The organism is Streptomyces sp. MspMP-M5 (assembly GCF_000373585.1).
In the GTDB taxonomy this organism is placed as follows: Bacteria; Actinomycetota; Actinomycetes; order Streptomycetales; family Streptomycetaceae; genus Streptomyces.
The window spans coordinates 30,668-46,852 of record NZ_KB891886.1; the positions used below are offsets into that span (position 1 = coordinate 30,668).

The 16,185-nt window shown below is 74.4% G+C and carries 12 protein-coding genes and 1 pseudogene; 4 read left to right on the plus strand and 9 right to left on the minus strand.

Annotation, left to right across the window (positions count from 1 at the left end):
* The first annotated feature begins 83 nt into the window (after positions 1–83).
* Both B073_RS0114960 and B073_RS0114965 read left to right on the plus strand, forming a co-directional pair.
* On the plus strand, positions 84–1,109 hold the full coding sequence (locus B073_RS0114960) for a hypothetical protein (protein ID WP_018538896.1): 1,026 nt from the start codon (positions 84–86) through the stop codon (positions 1,107–1,109).
* Positions 1,110–1,322: 213 nt separating this feature from the next.
* Positions 1,323–2,354, plus strand: a complete 1,032-nt coding sequence (locus B073_RS0114965) for an aspartate-semialdehyde dehydrogenase (protein WP_018538897.1) — start codon at positions 1,323–1,325, stop codon at positions 2,352–2,354.
* Between the two features lie 88 nt (positions 2,355–2,442).
* On the opposite strand, the gene B073_RS0114970 is transcribed toward B073_RS0114965, so the two are convergent.
* The 3 genes and pseudogenes from B073_RS0114970 to B073_RS39995 all read right to left on the minus strand — a co-directional run bounded on the left by B073_RS0114970 (position 2,443) and on the right by B073_RS39995 (position 3,394).
* Complete coding sequence (locus tag B073_RS0114970; RefSeq protein WP_018538898.1) at positions 2,443–2,772, minus strand: helix-turn-helix domain-containing protein; 330 nt, start codon at positions 2,770–2,772, stop codon at positions 2,443–2,445.
* A pseudogene (locus B073_RS43970) lies at positions 2,769–3,141 on the minus strand (type II toxin-antitoxin system RelE/ParE family toxin). The gene B073_RS0114970 and the pseudogene B073_RS43970 overlap by 4 nt, the downstream one beginning before the upstream one ends.
* 16 nt (positions 3,142–3,157) lie before the next feature.
* Entirely contained in the window at positions 3,158–3,394 is a 237-nt protein-coding gene (locus tag B073_RS39995; RefSeq protein ID WP_158690130.1) for a hypothetical protein, read from the minus strand.
* A 123-nt stretch (positions 3,395–3,517) separates the two neighbouring features.
* Here B073_RS39995 and pepN point away from each other — a divergent pair, with 123 nt between their 5' ends.
* Entirely contained in the window at positions 3,518–6,091 is a 2,574-nt protein-coding gene (gene pepN, locus B073_RS0114985; protein WP_018538901.1) for an aminopeptidase N, read from the plus strand.
* Positions 6,092–6,242: 151 nt separating this feature from the next.
* Here the strand turns inward: pepN and alc are convergent, their stop codons facing one another.
* The 6 genes from alc to B073_RS0115015 form a co-directional block, all read right to left on the minus strand.
* Positions 6,243–7,388, minus strand: a complete 1,146-nt coding sequence (alc, locus tag B073_RS0114990) for an allantoicase (protein WP_018538902.1) — start codon at positions 7,386–7,388, stop codon at positions 6,243–6,245.
* A 96-nt stretch (positions 7,389–7,484) separates the two neighbouring features.
* The gene (locus B073_RS0114995; protein ID WP_018538903.1) at positions 7,485–8,447 is read right to left on the minus strand and encodes a LysR family transcriptional regulator; all 963 of its coding nucleotides are present in this window, start codon (positions 8,445–8,447) and stop codon (positions 7,485–7,487) included.
* Positions 8,448–8,547: 100 nt separating this feature from the next.
* Positions 8,548–9,522, minus strand: a complete 975-nt coding sequence (locus B073_RS0115000) for an acyl-ACP desaturase (RefSeq protein WP_018538904.1) — start codon at positions 9,520–9,522, stop codon at positions 8,548–8,550.
* A gap of 283 nt (positions 9,523–9,805) precedes the next feature.
* Entirely contained in the window at positions 9,806–10,054 is a 249-nt protein-coding gene (locus B073_RS0115005; protein ID WP_018538905.1) for a hypothetical protein, read from the minus strand.
* Positions 10,055–10,159: 105 nt separating this feature from the next.
* Positions 10,160–12,334 (minus strand): 4-alpha-glucanotransferase, encoded by a 2,175-nt coding sequence (gene malQ / locus B073_RS0115010; protein WP_018538906.1) that lies wholly within the window; start codon positions 12,332–12,334, stop codon positions 10,160–10,162.
* A gap of 6 nt (positions 12,335–12,340) precedes the next feature.
* Positions 12,341–12,601 (minus strand): hypothetical protein, encoded by a 261-nt coding sequence (locus tag B073_RS0115015; RefSeq protein ID WP_026247385.1) that lies wholly within the window; start codon positions 12,599–12,601, stop codon positions 12,341–12,343.
* Between the two features lie 572 nt (positions 12,602–13,173).
* Between B073_RS0115015 and B073_RS0115020 the strand changes: the two genes are divergently transcribed.
* The gene (locus B073_RS0115020) at positions 13,174–16,131 is read left to right on the plus strand and encodes a beta-N-acetylglucosaminidase domain-containing protein (protein WP_018538908.1); all 2,958 of its coding nucleotides are present in this window, start codon (positions 13,174–13,176) and stop codon (positions 16,129–16,131) included.
* Positions 16,132–16,185: the final 54 nt, after the last annotated feature.

The window sequence follows — 16,185 nt, forward strand, 5'->3', positions numbered from 1 at the left end:
ACTTGAGGGCAGGATTGTCCCGCTTGTGCCACAGGCGGGTAACAGCGGTTAGGGGGTGGAGCGGGGCCGGGAATCTGCCCGGCATGAACCACGACACCCCGCTCTCCCCGCTCCCCCTCCACCACCTCGCCGACGGCAGCTGCCCGGTGCTGACGACACATCAGCTCCGGGCGTACGGCGTCCCGCCCGCCGAGATCGCCGAGCGCTGCCGCCCGGGCGGCCCCTGGCAGCAGCTGCTGCCGGGCGTCCACCTGCTCCACCAGGGGCCGCCCACCAGCGAGGAGCGGCTGCACGCCGCGCTGCTCTACGCCCGCCACCGCGCCCCGTCCGTGCCGGCCCAGCCCCGGTCCGCGGAGCCCGTCCCGGAACCGATGATCACCGGGCTGGCGGCGCTCGCCCTGCACGGCTTCGCCGCCGCTCCCCCGCTGCTCTCCCTGGACCGCATCGAGGTCCTGGTGGCCCGCACCCGGCGGCTGCGCCCGGCCGGCTTCGCGGGGATCGTCCGCGGCGCGGACCTGCCGCAGCCCGAGGAGGTCACCGGCGTGCCCACCGCCCCCGTCCCGCGGGCGCTGGCCGACGCGGTGGCCGGCCTCTCCGACGGCACCACGGTGCGCCGGCTGCTGACCGAGGCGGTGCGCGGCGGGCACTGCGAGGCGGCCTCGGTGGTGCGGGAGCTGAGCCGGGCCCGGCTGCTGACCCGGCCGCACGTGGTGGACGCGGTGGACGCCCTGATGGCCGAGGGCCGGGCCCTGGCCGAGCAGCGGCTCTACGACCTGGTGCGCGCCTTCGGGCTGCCCGACCCGGTGTGGAACGTCGACCTGCGGCTGCCCGGCGGCCCGTACCTGGGTGCGGCCGACGCGTACTGGCCCGAATACGGGGTGGCCGTGACGCTCGACACCCGCACCCCGCGCCCGTCCGACCACCGCCCCGCCGATCCGCCCCGCGACGAGCAGCGGGAGCGCCTGGAGCGGCTCGGCATCACCCTCGTCCGCTGCCGGCCGCGGACCCTGCGGGAGGCCCCCGAGCAGCAGGCGGCGGTGGTCCGCACGGCCCTGATGGCGGCGGTGGACCGGGAGCCCGCCTCGTACGTCGTCGTCCTGCCGCACTGACCGCACCCCGCCCCGGGCGGGTGACCGCGGGTGACCGCGGGAAACGCTCCGTGGGCAACCATGCGGCCCGCATCTCCGTCTGTGGGAACGGACGGCAATCGATTGGACAAGGCGACGGGTCTCACACACATGATGGGAGCGCCACTGAGCAGGTGTCCCGGCAGAGACACCCGTAGCCCGGCCCGGCGGGCCAGGTCAGAAAGAAGGAGTCCCATGAGGATCGGAATCGTCGGAGCGACCGGACAGGTCGGCGGCGTGATGCGGCGCATTCTCGCCGAGCGGAACTTCCCGGTCGAGCAGCTGCGGCTGTTCGCTTCGGCCCGGTCCGCCGGACGGACGCTGCCCTGGCAGGACACCGAGATCACCGTCGAGGACGCGGCCACCGCGGACTACTCCGGTCTGGACATCGTGCTCTTCTCGGCCGGTGGCGCCACGTCCCGGACGCTGGCGGAGAAGGTCGCCGACGCCGGCCCGGTCGTGATCGACAACTCCTCGGCCTGGCGCCGCGACCCGCAGGTCCCGCTGGTCGTCGCCGAGGTCAACCCGCAGGCCATCACCGACCGGCCCAAGGGCATCATCGCCAACCCGAACTGCACCACCATGGCCGCCATGCCGGTGCTGCGCCCGCTGCACGAGGAGGCCGGACTGGTCTCCCTGGTGGTCGCCACCTACCAGGCGGTCTCCGGCAGCGGTCTGGCCGGCGTCGCCGAGCTGGACGGGCAGGCCCGCAAGGTCATCGAGCAGGACGCCACCAAGCTGACGCACGACGGTGCCGCGGTGGAGTTCCCCGCCCCCGAGAACTACGTCCGCCCGATCGCCTTCAACGTCCTGCCGATGGCCGGCTCGATCGTCGACGACGGACTGAACGAGACCGACGAGGAGCAGAAGCTCCGCCACGAGAGCCGCAAGATCTTGGGCATCCCGGAGCTGAAGGTCTCCGGCACCTGCGTCCGCGTCCCGGTCTTCACCGGCCACTCCCTCCAGGTCAACGCCCGCTTCGCGCGGCCGATCGCGCCCGAGCGCGCCCAGGAGCTGCTGGCGGCCGCCCCCGGCGTGGCGCTCTCCGACGTCCCCACCCCGCTCCAGGCCGCCGGCCAGGACGCCTCCTTCGTGGGCCGGATCCGCCGCGACGAGACCGTCGACCACGGCCTCGCGCTGTTCCTCTCCAACGACAACCTCCGCAAGGGCGCGGCGCTCAACGCCGTCCAGATCGCCGAGCTGGTCGCCGCCGAGCTGCGCGGCTGAGCGGCTTCCCGCGACAACGGCCGGGGCTCGCACGGAAAGCGTTCCGTGCGAGCCCCGGCCGTTTCAGGTATTGCCCATCGGGCCCGCCTCACGCCACCTTGACCGCGGTCTCGCCCCGCCGGACGACCACGGATACCTCACCGCCCAGAGCCTCGGCATACGCCCGCAGTACGTCCAGACTGTCGACCTGACCATGCTCGATCTGAGAGATACGCGCCTGGCTGACTCCGAGAGCCGCCGCGAGGCCGCCCTGTGTCAGCCCCGCCTCCCGCCTGAGGGCCGCGAGTTCATGGCCGCGGACCCGGGCCACGTTCTCCGCACGCACCCGCGCACGCGCCTGCTCCGCCTCCTCGGAAGCCATCCGGGGGTACCGCTCAAACGCCTCGGCGCGCACCTCGCGCCACGAACGCCCCTTCATCCCTCGTCCTCCCGCTTCCTACTGTCCGTGTACTGTCCGTAACGAAGCTCAGCGAGCGGAATGTTCTCCGTGTACCACTGGGACCATCTGCCCGACTTGTCGCCTGCCACCAGAATGACGGCCCTCCGCTCGACGTCGAAGACGAAGAGCATCCTGACCTCCGAGGTGCCTCTGGACCCCGGGCGCAGCTCCTTGAAGGTTGTGCAGCACGCTGCCATGGATCCGGTCGACCATGGGGCGACCGAGTGACGGACCGCCGGCGGCGAGATGGTCGAGTGCGTCCGTGACCCTGTCCGCAGATGCTGGATCGTCCCGGCACAGCTGGAGAAACCAGCCCTCGACGGGCTCCAGCAAAATGATGTCCCACATACCGCGAACATAAGGTCTACCTTATACCCCTGGCCGAGCTTTCCGCCTCCCTCACCTGGGAGAGTGACGTTGCCGATACGTGGTCATGCCCTGCCTCCGGCGACCGCCACCCAGAGGCTGTCGGGGTCTGGACATCGAGTCCCTCGTCGGAAAGCCCGTCCCCCGTGAACCGGTCCCAGAAGGCGGCGTCCCCGCTCGCATACCACTCGTCCCAGGCCGCAAGGTAGTCCGCCTCGCTCACACCCGTCTCCATGAGCTGAAACCTACCGACAGTTGCCGTCTGAGCACTACCGGAAAGTGCCCGATACCCGTCCCGATGCACGTGGAAGGATGGCCCGACGCTGCGACAACCGTTGACTGTGAAGGAGTGGCACGGGTGCCTGGTACGAATCTGACCCGGGAAGAGGCCCAGGAGCGGGCGCGTCTGCTGACCGTGGACGCGTACGACATCGAGCTGGACCTGAGCGGGGCGCAGGAGGGAGGCACGTTCCGGTCGGTGACGACGGTGCTGTTCGACGCCGCGGAGGAGGGCGCCGCGTCGTTCATCGACCTGGTGGCGCCGACCGTGCACGAGGTGGTGCTCAACGGCACCGCGCTCGATGCGGCGGCGGTGTTCCAGGACTCTCGGATCGCGCTGCCCGGGCTGCGGGCCGGCCGCAACGAGCTGACGGTCGTCGCCGACTGCGCGTACACCAACACCGGTGAGGGGCTGCACCGGTTCGTCGACCCGGTGGACCAGCAGGCGTACCTCTACACGCAGTTCGAGGTGCCGGACGCCCGGCGGGTGTTCGCGTCCTTCGAGCAGCCGGACTTGAAGGCGACGTTCCGGTTCACCGTGAAGGCCCCGGCGGGCTGGACGGTGATCTCGAACTCCCCGACGCCGGAACCGGCCGGCGACGTCTGGCGCTTCGAGCCGACCCCGCGGATCTCGACGTACATCACCGCGCTGATCGCCGGCCCGTACCACAGCGTGCACAGCACCTGGGAGGGCGCGGACGGGCGGTCGGTGCCGCTGGGGATCTACTGCCGGCCGTCGCTGGCCGAGCACCTGGACGCGGAGGAGATCTTCGCGGTCACCCGGCAGGGCTTCGACTGGTTCCAGGAGAAGTTCGACTACGCCTACCCGTTCGCCAAGTACGACCAGCTCTTCGTGCCGGAGTTCAACGCCGGCGCCATGGAGAACGCCGGCGCGGTGACCATCCGCGACCAGTACGTCTTCCGCTCGAAGGTGACGGATGCGGCCTACGAGGTGCGGGCCGAGACGATCCTGCACGAGCTGGCGCACATGTGGTTCGGCGACCTGGTCACCATGGAGTGGTGGAACGACCTGTGGCTGAACGAGTCGTTCGCCACCTACACCTCGATCGCCTGCCAGGCGTACGCGCCGGGCAGCAAGTGGCCGCACTCCTGGACCACCTTCGCCAACTCCATGAAGACCTGGGCCTACCGGCAGGACCAGCTGCCGTCCACCCACCCGATCATGGCGGAGATCCGCGACCTGGACGACGTCCTGGTCAACTTCGACGGCATCACCTACGCCAAGGGCGCCAGCGTCCTCAAGCAGCTGGTGGCCTACGTCGGCATGGACGAGTTCTTCACCGGCGTGCAGGCGTACTTCAAGGCGCACGCCTTCGGCAACACCCGGCTGTCGGACCTGCTCGGGGCGCTGGAGGCGACCAGCGGCCGGGACCTGGCGACCTGGTCGAAGAAGTGGCTGCAGACGGCCGGCATCAACATCCTGCGGCCGGAGCTCACGGTCGACGCGGACGGCACCGTCACCGCGTTCGCGGTGCGGCAGGAGGCGCCGGCGCTGCCCGCCGGGGCGACCGGCGAGCCGGTACTGCGGCCGCACCGGATCGCCATCGGCTACTACGACCTGACCGACGGCAAGCTGGTCCGCACCGGCGGCGTCGAGCTGGACGTGGACGGCGAGCGGACCGAGGTGCCGTTCCCCGAGGGCTTCCGCCGCCCGGACGTCATCCTCCTCAACGACGGCGACCTCTCCTACGCCAAGGTCCGGCTCGACGAGGAGTCGCTGAAGGTGGTCACCGCGCACCTCGGCGACTTCACCGACTCGCTGCCGCGGGCGCTGTGCTGGGCCTCGGCCTGGGACATGACCCGCGACGGCGAACTGCCCACCCGTGACTACCTCGCGCTGGTCCTCTCCGGCATCGGCAAGGAGTCCGACATCGGCGTCGTCCAGTCCCTGCACCGCCAGGTGAAGCTGGCGCTGGACCTGTACGCGGCGCCCGAGTGGCGCGAGAGCGGCCTGGCGCAGTGGACCGAGGCGGCGCTGGCGCACCTGCGGGCGGCCGAGCCGGGCAGCGACCACCAGCTGGCCTGGGCGCGGGCGTTCGCCGCGGCGGCCCGCACCGGCGAGCAGCTGGACCTCCTCGCCGGCCTGCTGGACGGTACCGAGGAGATCCCCGGGCTGGCCGTGGACACCGAGCTGCGCTGGACGCTGCTGGAGCGGCTGGCGGCCACCGGCCGGGCCGACGAGCCGGAGATCGCCGCCGAGCTGGAGCGGGACAAGACCTCGGCGGGCGAGCGGCACGCGGCGACGGCGCGCGCCGCGCGGCCCACCGCGGAGGCGAAGGCGGAAGCCTGGGCGTCGGTCGTGGAGTCCGACAAACTCCCCAACGCCGTCCAGGAGGCGGTCATCGCCGGCTTCGTCCAGCCCGACCAGCGGGAGCTGCTGGCGCCCTACACCGCGAAGTACTTCGCGGCGGTCAAGGACGTCTGGGAGAGCCGCAGCCACGAGATGGCGCAGCAGATCGTGGTGGGCCACTACCCGGCCCTCCAGGTCTCCCAGGAGACCCTGGACGCCACCGACGCCTGGCTGGCCCGGGCCGAGCCCAGCCCGGCGCTGCGCCGGCTGGTCACGGAGTCCCGGGCCGGCGTCGAGCGGGCCCTGAGGGCCCGCGCGGCGGACGCGGCCGCCGGGGCCTGACCGGCCCACGGCATGGAGTCGCCCGGCGGACGGCGCGTCAGGAGCGTGACCGTCCGCCGGGCGGGTCGGGAAGCCCCCGGCTCCGGGGAGCGCGAAGGAGTGCCGCCGGGCTCCGTCCCCCTCGCACGGGGCCCGGCGGAAGGCGGGGGGGTCAGCCGCTCAACTCGTCGAAGCGGCGGACCAGTTCGGCCCGGCCGGCCTCGGTGAGGTCGCCGTGCACCCGCATACGGGCCAGGCCGCCGTCGGGGTAGACGTCCAGGCGGAGGTGGGTGGCGGTGACCCGGCGGGGCAGCACGAAGCGGTGCGGGGTGTCGGGCTGGAGCCGCGTCGTGGGCAGGATCTCGAACCACGCGGACGCGTCGTCCGGGTTCCCGTCGCAGCCCGAAAGCCGGGCCCAGCCGGCCGAGTTGCCCTTGAGGCAGGCGGTGTCGATCTCGACGGCGCGGATCTCGCCCTGTGCGGCGAGCCGGAAGCGCACCCAGTCGTTGGTGCCGCGGACCCGGCGGCGGCGGTTCTCCCAGCCGTCGTCCATCTTGCGCGAGAGGTCCGGCTGGATGATCTGGGTGGGCGAGGAGTAGAAGCGGTCCGAGGCGTCCTCGACGGTGCCGCCGTGCATCACCGACACCAGGTCGAGGGTGCCGAGCACGTCCAGCCACTCGGGGTCGGGGACCACCTCGCCGTGGACCCGGAGGCGGGCTATGCCGCCGTCGGGGTGCTGCTTGAGGCGGAGGTGGGTGAAGCGGCGCTCGGCGGTGACCTCGAAGCCGTTGGCGGCGTGGCCGCGTACGGGGGTGCGGGGGACGATCTCCTCCCACTTCACGTCGTCGGCGAGCAGCTCCTCGGGGCCGGGGCTGCCGGGCAGCGCGGTGGCCTCGACGGTGACCTGCTGCGGGTAGTTGCCGCGGAAGTGGGCGGTGTCGACGACGACGCCGCGGATCACGCCGGGGGCGGCGAGGCGGATCAGCGCCCAGTCGTGCGCGTCCTCGGTGGGGAAGGGATGGTCGCCGTCGGCGCCCCGGCGGCGCCGGGTCTCCCAGCCGTCCATGATCTTGCCCTTGTGCCCGAAGCGCTCGGGGTCGAAGACCGCCGGGCCCGGCTTCAGCAGGTTCTCCCGCTCGGCGAAGAACTCGTCGTTGGCGGCGATCACACCGGCTCCGAGGCGGCGGTCGGCCAGGTCGACGAGCGCGGTGAAGGGGAAGTCACCGCCGCGGTAGTCGGCGTACGGATCGCCGCCGGCGTAGGGCTGGGCGTCGTTGGCGTGCGGATCGGTGGCATCGGCGGCCGGGGTGGCGGACATGCGTTGCCCTTCTGCTCCTGTGTGCGGTGCTGGGGACCGGTCCACCGTCGCAGCGGAACACCTCACAGGTCCATCGAAAGTTCGTGAGGAATATTTTCAGTCGGACTGAAAGGTCGCAGGTGGCGGGGTGCCCGGCCCGGCCTGGGCGGCGGCCGCCTGGCGGAGCGCGGCCAGCACCCGGGCCAGGCCGGGCGCCGCCTCGGAGCCGCGCCGGGCGGCGGCGATCACATGGCGGCGCGGCTGGTCGGCGTGGAGCACCCGCAGCGCCACCCCGCCGCCGTGCCCGGGGGCCCGCAGCCCGCCCGCCCTCGCCATCCGGGGCACCAGCGCCACGCCCATACCGGCCGCGACCATCGCCCAGATCGCGCTCCAGTCGGCGGCGGCGTGCGCCTGCTCCGGCACGAACCCGGCGTTCTCGCAGGCGGCGAGGGTGATCTGCGACCACGGGCCGCTGCTGCCGAAGATCCACGGTTCGCCGGCCAGGTCGGCCAGCCGCAGCCCCGGCTCGGCGGCCAGCGGATGGCCGGCCGGCAGCGCCACGTCCAGCGGGTCGGCGAGCAGCACGACCCGGCTGAACTTCGGGTCGCGCGGGGTGGGCGCGTGCGCCGCCAGCGACAGCGCCAGATCGACGCTGCCCTCGGCCAGCAGCTCGTACGCGGCCTCCGCCTCGGCCTCCCGCACGGTCACCGCCAGCCCCGGGTGGCTGCGGCGCAACTCCTGGACGGCGGGCACCACCAGCGCCGGGACGGCGGTGGAGAACGCCCCGACCCGCACCGTGCCGGCCTCCCCCTGGAGGTAGCCGAGGAGGTCCGCGTCGGCCCGTTCCAGCTGCGCGAAGACCGCCTCGGCGTGCCGCAGCACCAGGTGGGCGGCGCCGGTGAGCCGGACCCGGCGGCCGTGCGCCTCCAGCAGCGTCACCCCGAGGGACCGGGCGAGCCCGGACAGCTGCTGGGAGACCGCCGAGGGCGTCATGTGCAGCGCCTCGGCGGTCGCGGTGACCGTGCCCAGCTCCTGGAGGGTGCGCAGGATGCGGAGCTTCTTGATGTCCCAGTCGGCCATGCGGGCAGCGTACGCACCCGGCGCGGCCGGCTCGTTCATTCAGAAACACTGAAAGGAATCGGGCCCGGGTCAGTCGGGTCGACCCCCGGCAGCCCCGGGATCAGTCCCGGGCCGCCCGGCGGGCCAGGATCGCGGCCTGCCGCTCGTCGAAGCGGCGTGCCTGCGCGTCCAGGCCGTCCAGGAACAGGCCCAGCTCCTCCTGGGCGGCGAGCCCCTCGGGGCCCAGTCCGCCGCGCTCCAGCACCTTCAGGTGGCGCAGCACCGGCTGGAGCACCTCGTTGTGGTGGATGCGGAGGTTGTAGATCCCGCCGAGCGCCATCCGGGCGGCGGCCCGCTCGAAGCCGGGCATGCCGTGGCCGGGCATCCGGAAGCCGGTGACCACGTCCCGCACGGCGCACATCGTCCGGTCGGGGGCCAGCTCGAAGGAGGCGCCGAGGAGGTTGCGGTAGAAGACCATGTGGAGGTTCTCGTCGGTGGCGATCCGGGCCAGCATCCGGTCGCACACCGGGTCGCCGGAGTGCCGGCCGGTGTTGCGGTGCGAGATCCGGGTGGCCAGCTCCTGGAAGGCGACGTACGCCACCGAGTGCAGCATGCCGTGCGCGTTGTCGGACTCGAAGCCCTCGGACATGTGGGCCATCCGGAACCGCTCCAGCTCGACCGGGTCGACCGCGCGGCTGGTGAGCAGGTAGTCGCGCATGACGATGCCGTGCCGGCCCTCCTCCGCCGTCCAGCGGTGGACCCAGGTGCCCCAGGCGCCGTCCCGGCCGAAGAGGGTGGCGATCTCGTGGTGGTAGCTGGGGAGGTTGTCCTCGGTGAGGAGGTTGACCACCAGCGCGGTGCGGCCGATGGGGGTGACCTTGGACTGGTCGGGGGCCCAGGGCTCGCCGTCCAGCACCCCGTCGAAGTTCCGTCCGTCGCTCCACGGCACGTACTCGTGCGGCATCCACTCCTTGGCGACCTTCAGATGCCGGTCGAGCTCCCGCTCGACGACCTCTTCGAGGGCGTAGAGCAGGCGGGTGTCGGTCCAGGCGGCCTGGCCGCGCGCTCCGTCGAGGCGGTCGGGGGCGATGGTCACGGCAACTCCTGGGGACGACGAACCTACGGGGCCGTAGGTTTTGACCTACGGCCCCGTAGGTTACGTCATCGTAGGTACGCTCCGGTTAAACATCTCCCCAAGGGGTAATCGCCCGGAAAGTCCCAACTCGCGCGCTATATCCGGTTTTTCGTGATCGTTTGCTCGTCGGCCCGCGCATGCGAAAAGGGGCGCCCACCGGTCCGGGAAGAACCGGTGGGCGCCCCTGTGAAGGCGTCCGCGTCGTGGACGCGAGCGGGCCGGGCGGGCCCGCGCAGGGCTGGGGTCAGCCCTTGGGCTGGGCCTGCTTGCGGGACTTGTCGGTCGCGATGACCAGTCCGGCGATGATCAGGAAGAGCACGATCGGCGCAGCGACGTAGAGGCCGAGCGTCTGGATCACGCTCAGGCCCGGACCCGGGTCGTCACCGTCGTCGCGGGTGAGCGCAAACGCGGGGGACGACATCAGCAGCATCAGCGCGGTGCCGGCGGTGATGGTTCCGGCGCGCAGGGCGGTGTTCTTGACCTTGTTGCTCACCCGTTCAACGTAGCGGACGGTGCTCCGCCCCGCGCGTCCGGGGTGGGGCGAGCGGCATACCGGCAGGCCGGACGGCCCGCCGCCGTCGCCCGCGGTGGGCCGCGGTCAGTCCGCCAGGGCCGCCACCTCGCGCATCAGGGCGTGCAGCCGGGGCGAGGCGGCCAACTCCTCCAGGGTGTGCGGGCGGCCGTCGGGGCCGGCGATGGGCAGGCGCCAGTTGGGGTACTCCTGCCAGGTGCCGGGGAGGTTCTGCGGGCGGCGGTCGCCGACCGCGTCCGGCAGCCAGATGCCGACCATCCGCGCCGGGGTGCGCAGCAGGAAGCGGTGGACGGCCTTGACCACCGCCTCCTCGTCGCCGCCGCCCTCCGGCAGCAGGCCGTGGCGGGACAGCACGCCGAGCCATTCGCGGAGCTCGTAGGCGGCCCTGGAGCGCTCCTGCTCCGGCGGGCCGGTGAGCAGGCCGAGGCGTGCGCGCAGGGCGACGTCGGCGCCGCTGAACCGGGCGGCGGTGGGCGGCAGGTCATGGGTGGTGACGGTGGCCAGGCAGCCGGCGCGCCACTCGGCGGGGGCCAGTATCCGAGCCTCCTCGGCGGCGGCCGCCGCCGGCACCGGGCCGCCCCCGTCCGCCGTCCCGCCCGCGTCGCCCGGCCCGTCCCCGTCGGTCCCGGAGCCGTTGCCGTAGTCCCGTTCGAACCACAGGACGGAGGTGCCGAGGACGCCGCGCTCCGCGAGGGCCTCGCGGACGCCGGGCTCGACGGTGCCGAGGTCCTCGCCGATCACGGCGGCGCCGGCCCGGTGGGCCTCCAGGGCGAGCACCGAGAGCATCGCCTCGCCGTCGTAGCGGACGTAGGCACCGTCGGTCGGCGGCCGGCCCTCGGGGACCCACCAGAGCCGGAACAGGCCCATCACGTGGTCGATGCGGAGCGCGCCGGCGTGCCGGAGCAGCCCGCGCAGCAGGTCGCGGTAGGGGGCGTAGCCGGCGGCGGCCAGGGCGTCCGGGCGCCAGGGCGGCAGACCCCAGTCCTGGCCGCGGGAGTTGAAGGCGTCCGGTGGCGCCCCGACGGACATCCCGGCGGCGAAGGCGCCCTGCTGGGCCCAGGTGTCGGCGCCGGAGGGGTGGACGCCGACGGCGAGGTCGTGGACGAGGCCGACGGCCATCCCGGCCTCGCGGGCGGCGCGTTGGGCGGCGGCGAGCTGCTGGTCGGTGAACCAGGCGAGCCGGGAGTGGAAGTCGATGCGGTCCAGCAGGCGGTGGCGGATCCGGGCGGTCTCCGGGGAGCGGGGGTCGCGCAGGCCGGCCGGCCAGCCGCGCCAGTCGGGGCCGTGCCGTTCGGCGAGCGCGCACCAGGTGGCGTGGTCGTCCAGGGCCGGGCCCTGCTCGGCGAGGAAGTCGCAGTACGCGGCGCGGCGGCCGGGGCCGAGCGGGACGGCGCAGAGGAGTTCCAGGGCCCGGCGCTTGAGGTCCCAGACGGCGTCCCGGTCGATCAGTCCGCCGCGGTCGAGGACCTCGGCGCGCAACTCGCCCGCCCGGGCGGCCAGTTCGTCGGCCCGGGCGCGGGCGTCGCCGGCCAGGTGGGCGTACTCGGGGATCAGCTCGATCCGCAGGTGGACCGGGTCGGGGAAGCGGCGCGAGGAGGGGCGGTAGGGGGAGGGGTCGGTGGGCGGGCCGGGGACCGCCGCGTGCAGGGGGTTGAGCTGGACGAAGCCGGTGCCCAGGGTGCGGCCGGACCAGGCGGCCAGGTCGGCGAGGTCCCCGAGGTCGCCCATGCCCCAGGAGTGGCGGGAGAGCAGGGAGTAGAGCTGGACGAGGAAGCCGTGACTGCGGCCGGGCGGGGCGGGCACGGTGCCGGGCGCGACGATCAGGTGGGCCCGGCCGGTGCGGCCGTCGGGGGCGGCGGCACGGAGGGCGTGGACGCCGAGGGGGAGCCCGGCGAGCGCCGCGGGGTCCCGGGCGCCGCCGTGCGGGGCGCCGTCCCGTACTTCCGCGCCGGCGAGAGCGCCGTCCTCGGTACGGACGCTCAGGACGGTGCCGTCGGGCAGGTCGGGCAGGTGCGGCGGGCGGCCGGCGCGGGCGGTGACGGTGGGCGGCAGCAGGGCGCGGCCGGCGGTCTCGTCGTGGGCGGCCAGGGCGGCGCGGACGGCCTCGGGGGTGGAGGCGTCGACTCCCAGTGCGGCGAGCACGGCGACGACGGTGTCCTCGGGGACGTGGACGGTGCGGCCCGGTGCGGGCTCGTAGGACGTGGCGATGCCGTGGAGCCGGGCGAGCCGGGCGCGGCCCATGGCGGCTCAGACCTCCATCGACTCCGTGCCCAGCCCGGTGGCCGTCGGTTCGCTGGTCAGCGGGAGTTCGGCGGTGATGGGGACCTCGCTGGTGAGCGGGGCGCTGTCGGCGAGCGGGGGCTCGCTGGTGAGCGGCGGCTCGGTGAAGCTGAACGAACCGGAGCCCTCCAGGCCGGAGTCGGGGCCGGAGACCCCGTCGAAGAGCCCGGACTCGCCGTCGGGTTTCGCAGCGAGGGCGTCGAGGAGCAACTGAGCGGATGCGGCCACGAGGGGCCTCCCGTTCATCGGTAGTGGGACACGTCTGCCCTACCCAGTCGACACGGCCGCAGACGTCTTCACCCAGCAAACGTGAGTCACGTCACAATACGGCTCCGACCGGCGATTTCACGGCGGGGAGCGCCGCACGGCGCACAGAACGGCGCGCGACGGGCCGGTGCGACGCAATTCCTGCGGCGGCGAAGGGGGCGCGCCCCGGCCGCACCCCGGGACGAAAGGGATGATCCGGCGGGAGGCCGGGCGCGCGCCCGAGGCCCGGTTGACACCCTCACCGCGACAATGGTGGGCTCACGGCCGAAGGTCTGTCCGAACTGGTACCGACGGGTGGCGAAACCCCCGGTTCCGCGCCGCGCGCACCACGACCACCACCCGCACCGCGGTTCCCGTCCGCCGGTCGGGCCCCCTGGCGCGCGGGGCCGGCGCGACGGCCGGACGACGGGTCACACAGGGGGAACCGGCACAAGCCGGTGAGCACGAGAGACGGGGAACGAGGAGCGACCGTGCGAATCCGGGGCGTATGGGGCGGAAGAGCCGGTACGGGCAGAGGCGGCGGCCGGGCGCGGGTGGCGGGCACCACCGCGCTGGCCGCGGCCGTCATAGGAGGGCTGCTCGGCGGCGCACCGGCCGCCCAGGCGGCCCCGGCGGACCCCGCCGCCGGCACCCCCGACCAGCCCGGCCGGCCGGCCGACGCCGGCACCCCGCCCGCGGTCTGGCCGCGCCCCCAGTCGATGCGGCAGCTCGGCGCGGCGGTGCCGCTCGGCCCGGCGGCGGTGCTGGTGGCCGCGCCGGACACCGACCCGTACGCGCTCGACGTGCTGCGCGGGCTGCTGCGGGAGGCCGGGGTGCGCACCGTGCGGGAGGCCGCGCCCGGCGACCGGCTGCCCGCGGACGGGCCGGTGCTGCTGGCCGGCGGGGCGCCCGCGGACGACGCCCTGCGGACGCTGCGGGTGCCGGCCCGCGGCGATCTGCCGTCCGGCGGCTACCGCCTGGCGGTGGGTCAGGTCGCCGGCCGGGACACCGTCGCGCTGGACGGCGTCGGCCCGGACGGCCTCTTCCACGCCGCGCAGACCCTGCGCCAGCTGGTCACCGAAGGTCAGGACGGGGGGCGACAGTTGACCTCCGTGGCCGTCCGGGACTGGCCGGCGACCGGTGTGCGCGGCACCACCGAGGGCTTCTTCGGGCAGCCGTGGAGCCGGGCGCAGCGGCTGGCCCAGCTGGACTTCATGGGCCGCACCAAGCAGAACCGGTACCTCTACGCCCCGGGCGACGACCCGTACCGCCAGGCGCGGTGGCGCGACCCGTACCCGGCCGAGCAGCGGGCGGACTTCCGGGCGCTGGCCGAGCGGGCCCGCGCCAACCACGTCACCCTCGGCTGGGCGGTGGCGCCCGGCCAGGCGATGTGCCTGTCCTCCGAGGACGACCTGAGGGCGCTGCGCCGCAAGGTGGACGCGATGTGGGCGCTGGGGGTGCGCTCCTTCCAGCTGCAGTTCCAGGACGTCAGCTACAGCGAGTGGCACTGCGCGGCCGACGCGGAGACCTTCGGGACCGGGCCGCAGGCCGCCGCCAAGGCGCAGGCCGGGGTCGCCAACGCGCTGGCCCGGCACCTCGCCGAGCGGCACCCGGGCGCCGCGCCGCTGTCCCTGATGCCGACCGAGTACTACCAGGACGGGGCCACCGCCTACCGCGGCGCACTGGCCGCGGCGCTCAACGACCGGGTGGAGGTGGCCTGGACGGGCGTCGGGGTGGTGCCGCGGACCATCACCGGCGGCGAACTGGCCGCCGCCCGCGCGGCGTTCGGCCACCCGCTGGTCACCATGGACAACTACCCGGTCAACGACTACGCCCAGGACCGGATCTTCCTCGGCCCCTACACCGGCCGCGAACCGGCCGTCGCCACCGGCTCGGCGGCGCTGCTCGCCAACGCCATGGAGCAGCCGCTGGCGTCCCGGATCCCGCTGTTCACCGCCGCCGACTACGCCTGGAACCCGCGCGACTACCGCCCCGCACAGTCCTGGGCGGCGGCCGTCGACGACCTCGCCGGCGCCGACCCCGGGGCCCGTGCGGCGCTGCGCACGCTGGCCGGGAACACCGCGTCGTCCCTGCTCGACGGCGCGGAGTCGGGGTACCTCCGGCCGCTGATCGACCGCTTCTGGCAGACCCGCGCGGCGGCCGTCAACGGCGGCCGGCCCGGGGACGACCCGGACTTCGCCAAGGCCGCGCAGGCGCTGCGGGCCGCGTTCCGCACCATGAGCGCCGCGCCCCGGGGCCTGGCCTCCGACCTGCGGGCCGAAGTGAGGCCGTGGGCCGAGCAGTTGGCCCGCTTCGGCGACGCCGGGGCACAGGCCGTGGACACCCTGCTGGCGCAGGCCCGGGACGACGGCGACGCGGCCTGGGCGGCACAGCGCACGGTGCTGCGGCTGCGGACGCAGCTCGACGGCAGCCCGGCGACGGTCGGCAAGGGCGTGCTGGCGCCGTTCCTGGACCGTGCGATGACCGAGGCGGACGCCTGGACGGGGGCCCACGGCAAGGCCCCGGCACCGGACCGCGGCGACGGCCGCACGGCGCTGACCGTGCCCTTCCCGCGGGTCCGCCCGCTGGCCGCGGTCGGCGCGCTCACCGATCCGGGCCCGGCGGCCGGCGCGGTCTCCCTGGAGGCCCATGTGCCGGGGTCCGGCTGGCAGCGCCTGGGTCCGCTGTCGGCGACCGGCTGGACGGAGACCCGCACGACCGGGCTGCGCGCCGACGCGGTACGGCTGACCTGGGACGGCGACACCCCGGCACCGTCCGTGCACGCGCTCACGCCGTGGTTCGACGACACCCCGCGGGCCGGCCTGGAACTGTCCCGGGCCTCCACCGACGCCCAGACCGGCGGCCGGGCCGCGGTGGAGGCCCGGATCTCCTCCCGCCGCCCCGGCGAGGTGCACGGCCCGCTGACGGTCACCGCCCCCAAGGGCTTCACCGTCCACGCACCGAAGGAGGTGACCGCCCCGCGGGGCGGCACCGCGCTCGTCCCGGTGACCGTGGACGTCCCCAAGGACACCCCCTCGGGGACGTACGAGGTCTCCGTCGCCTTCGCCGGCCGGGAGCAGAAGCTGACCCTGCGGGTCTTCCCGCCCACCGGCGGCCCCGATCTGGCGCGCGGCGCGGACGCCTCCTCGTCCGGCGACGAGACCGACGACTTCCCGGCGTCCGCGGCCACCGACGGCGACCCCAGGACCCGCTGGTCCTCCCCCGCCGAGGACGCCGCCTGGCTGCAGTTCGCGCTGCCCCGCCCGACCCGGCTGGGCCTGGTGGTCCTGCACTGGCAGGACGCCTACGCGGCCGCCTACCGCGTCCAGGTCTCGTCCGACGGGCAGACCTGGCGCACCGCCGCGACGGTCCACGACGGCAAGGGCGGCCGGGAGGCGGTGCGGATGGACGCGAACGACGCCCGCTACGTCCGTGTCCAGGGCGACAAGCGGGCGACACGGTTCGGGTACTCGCTGTGGGGCGTGGAGGCGTACGCGGTGGCGGGCGGGTGACGCGTCTGTGGCGGGGCCCCTGGGAACCCCCGCCACACCGGGACCGCCGTCCCG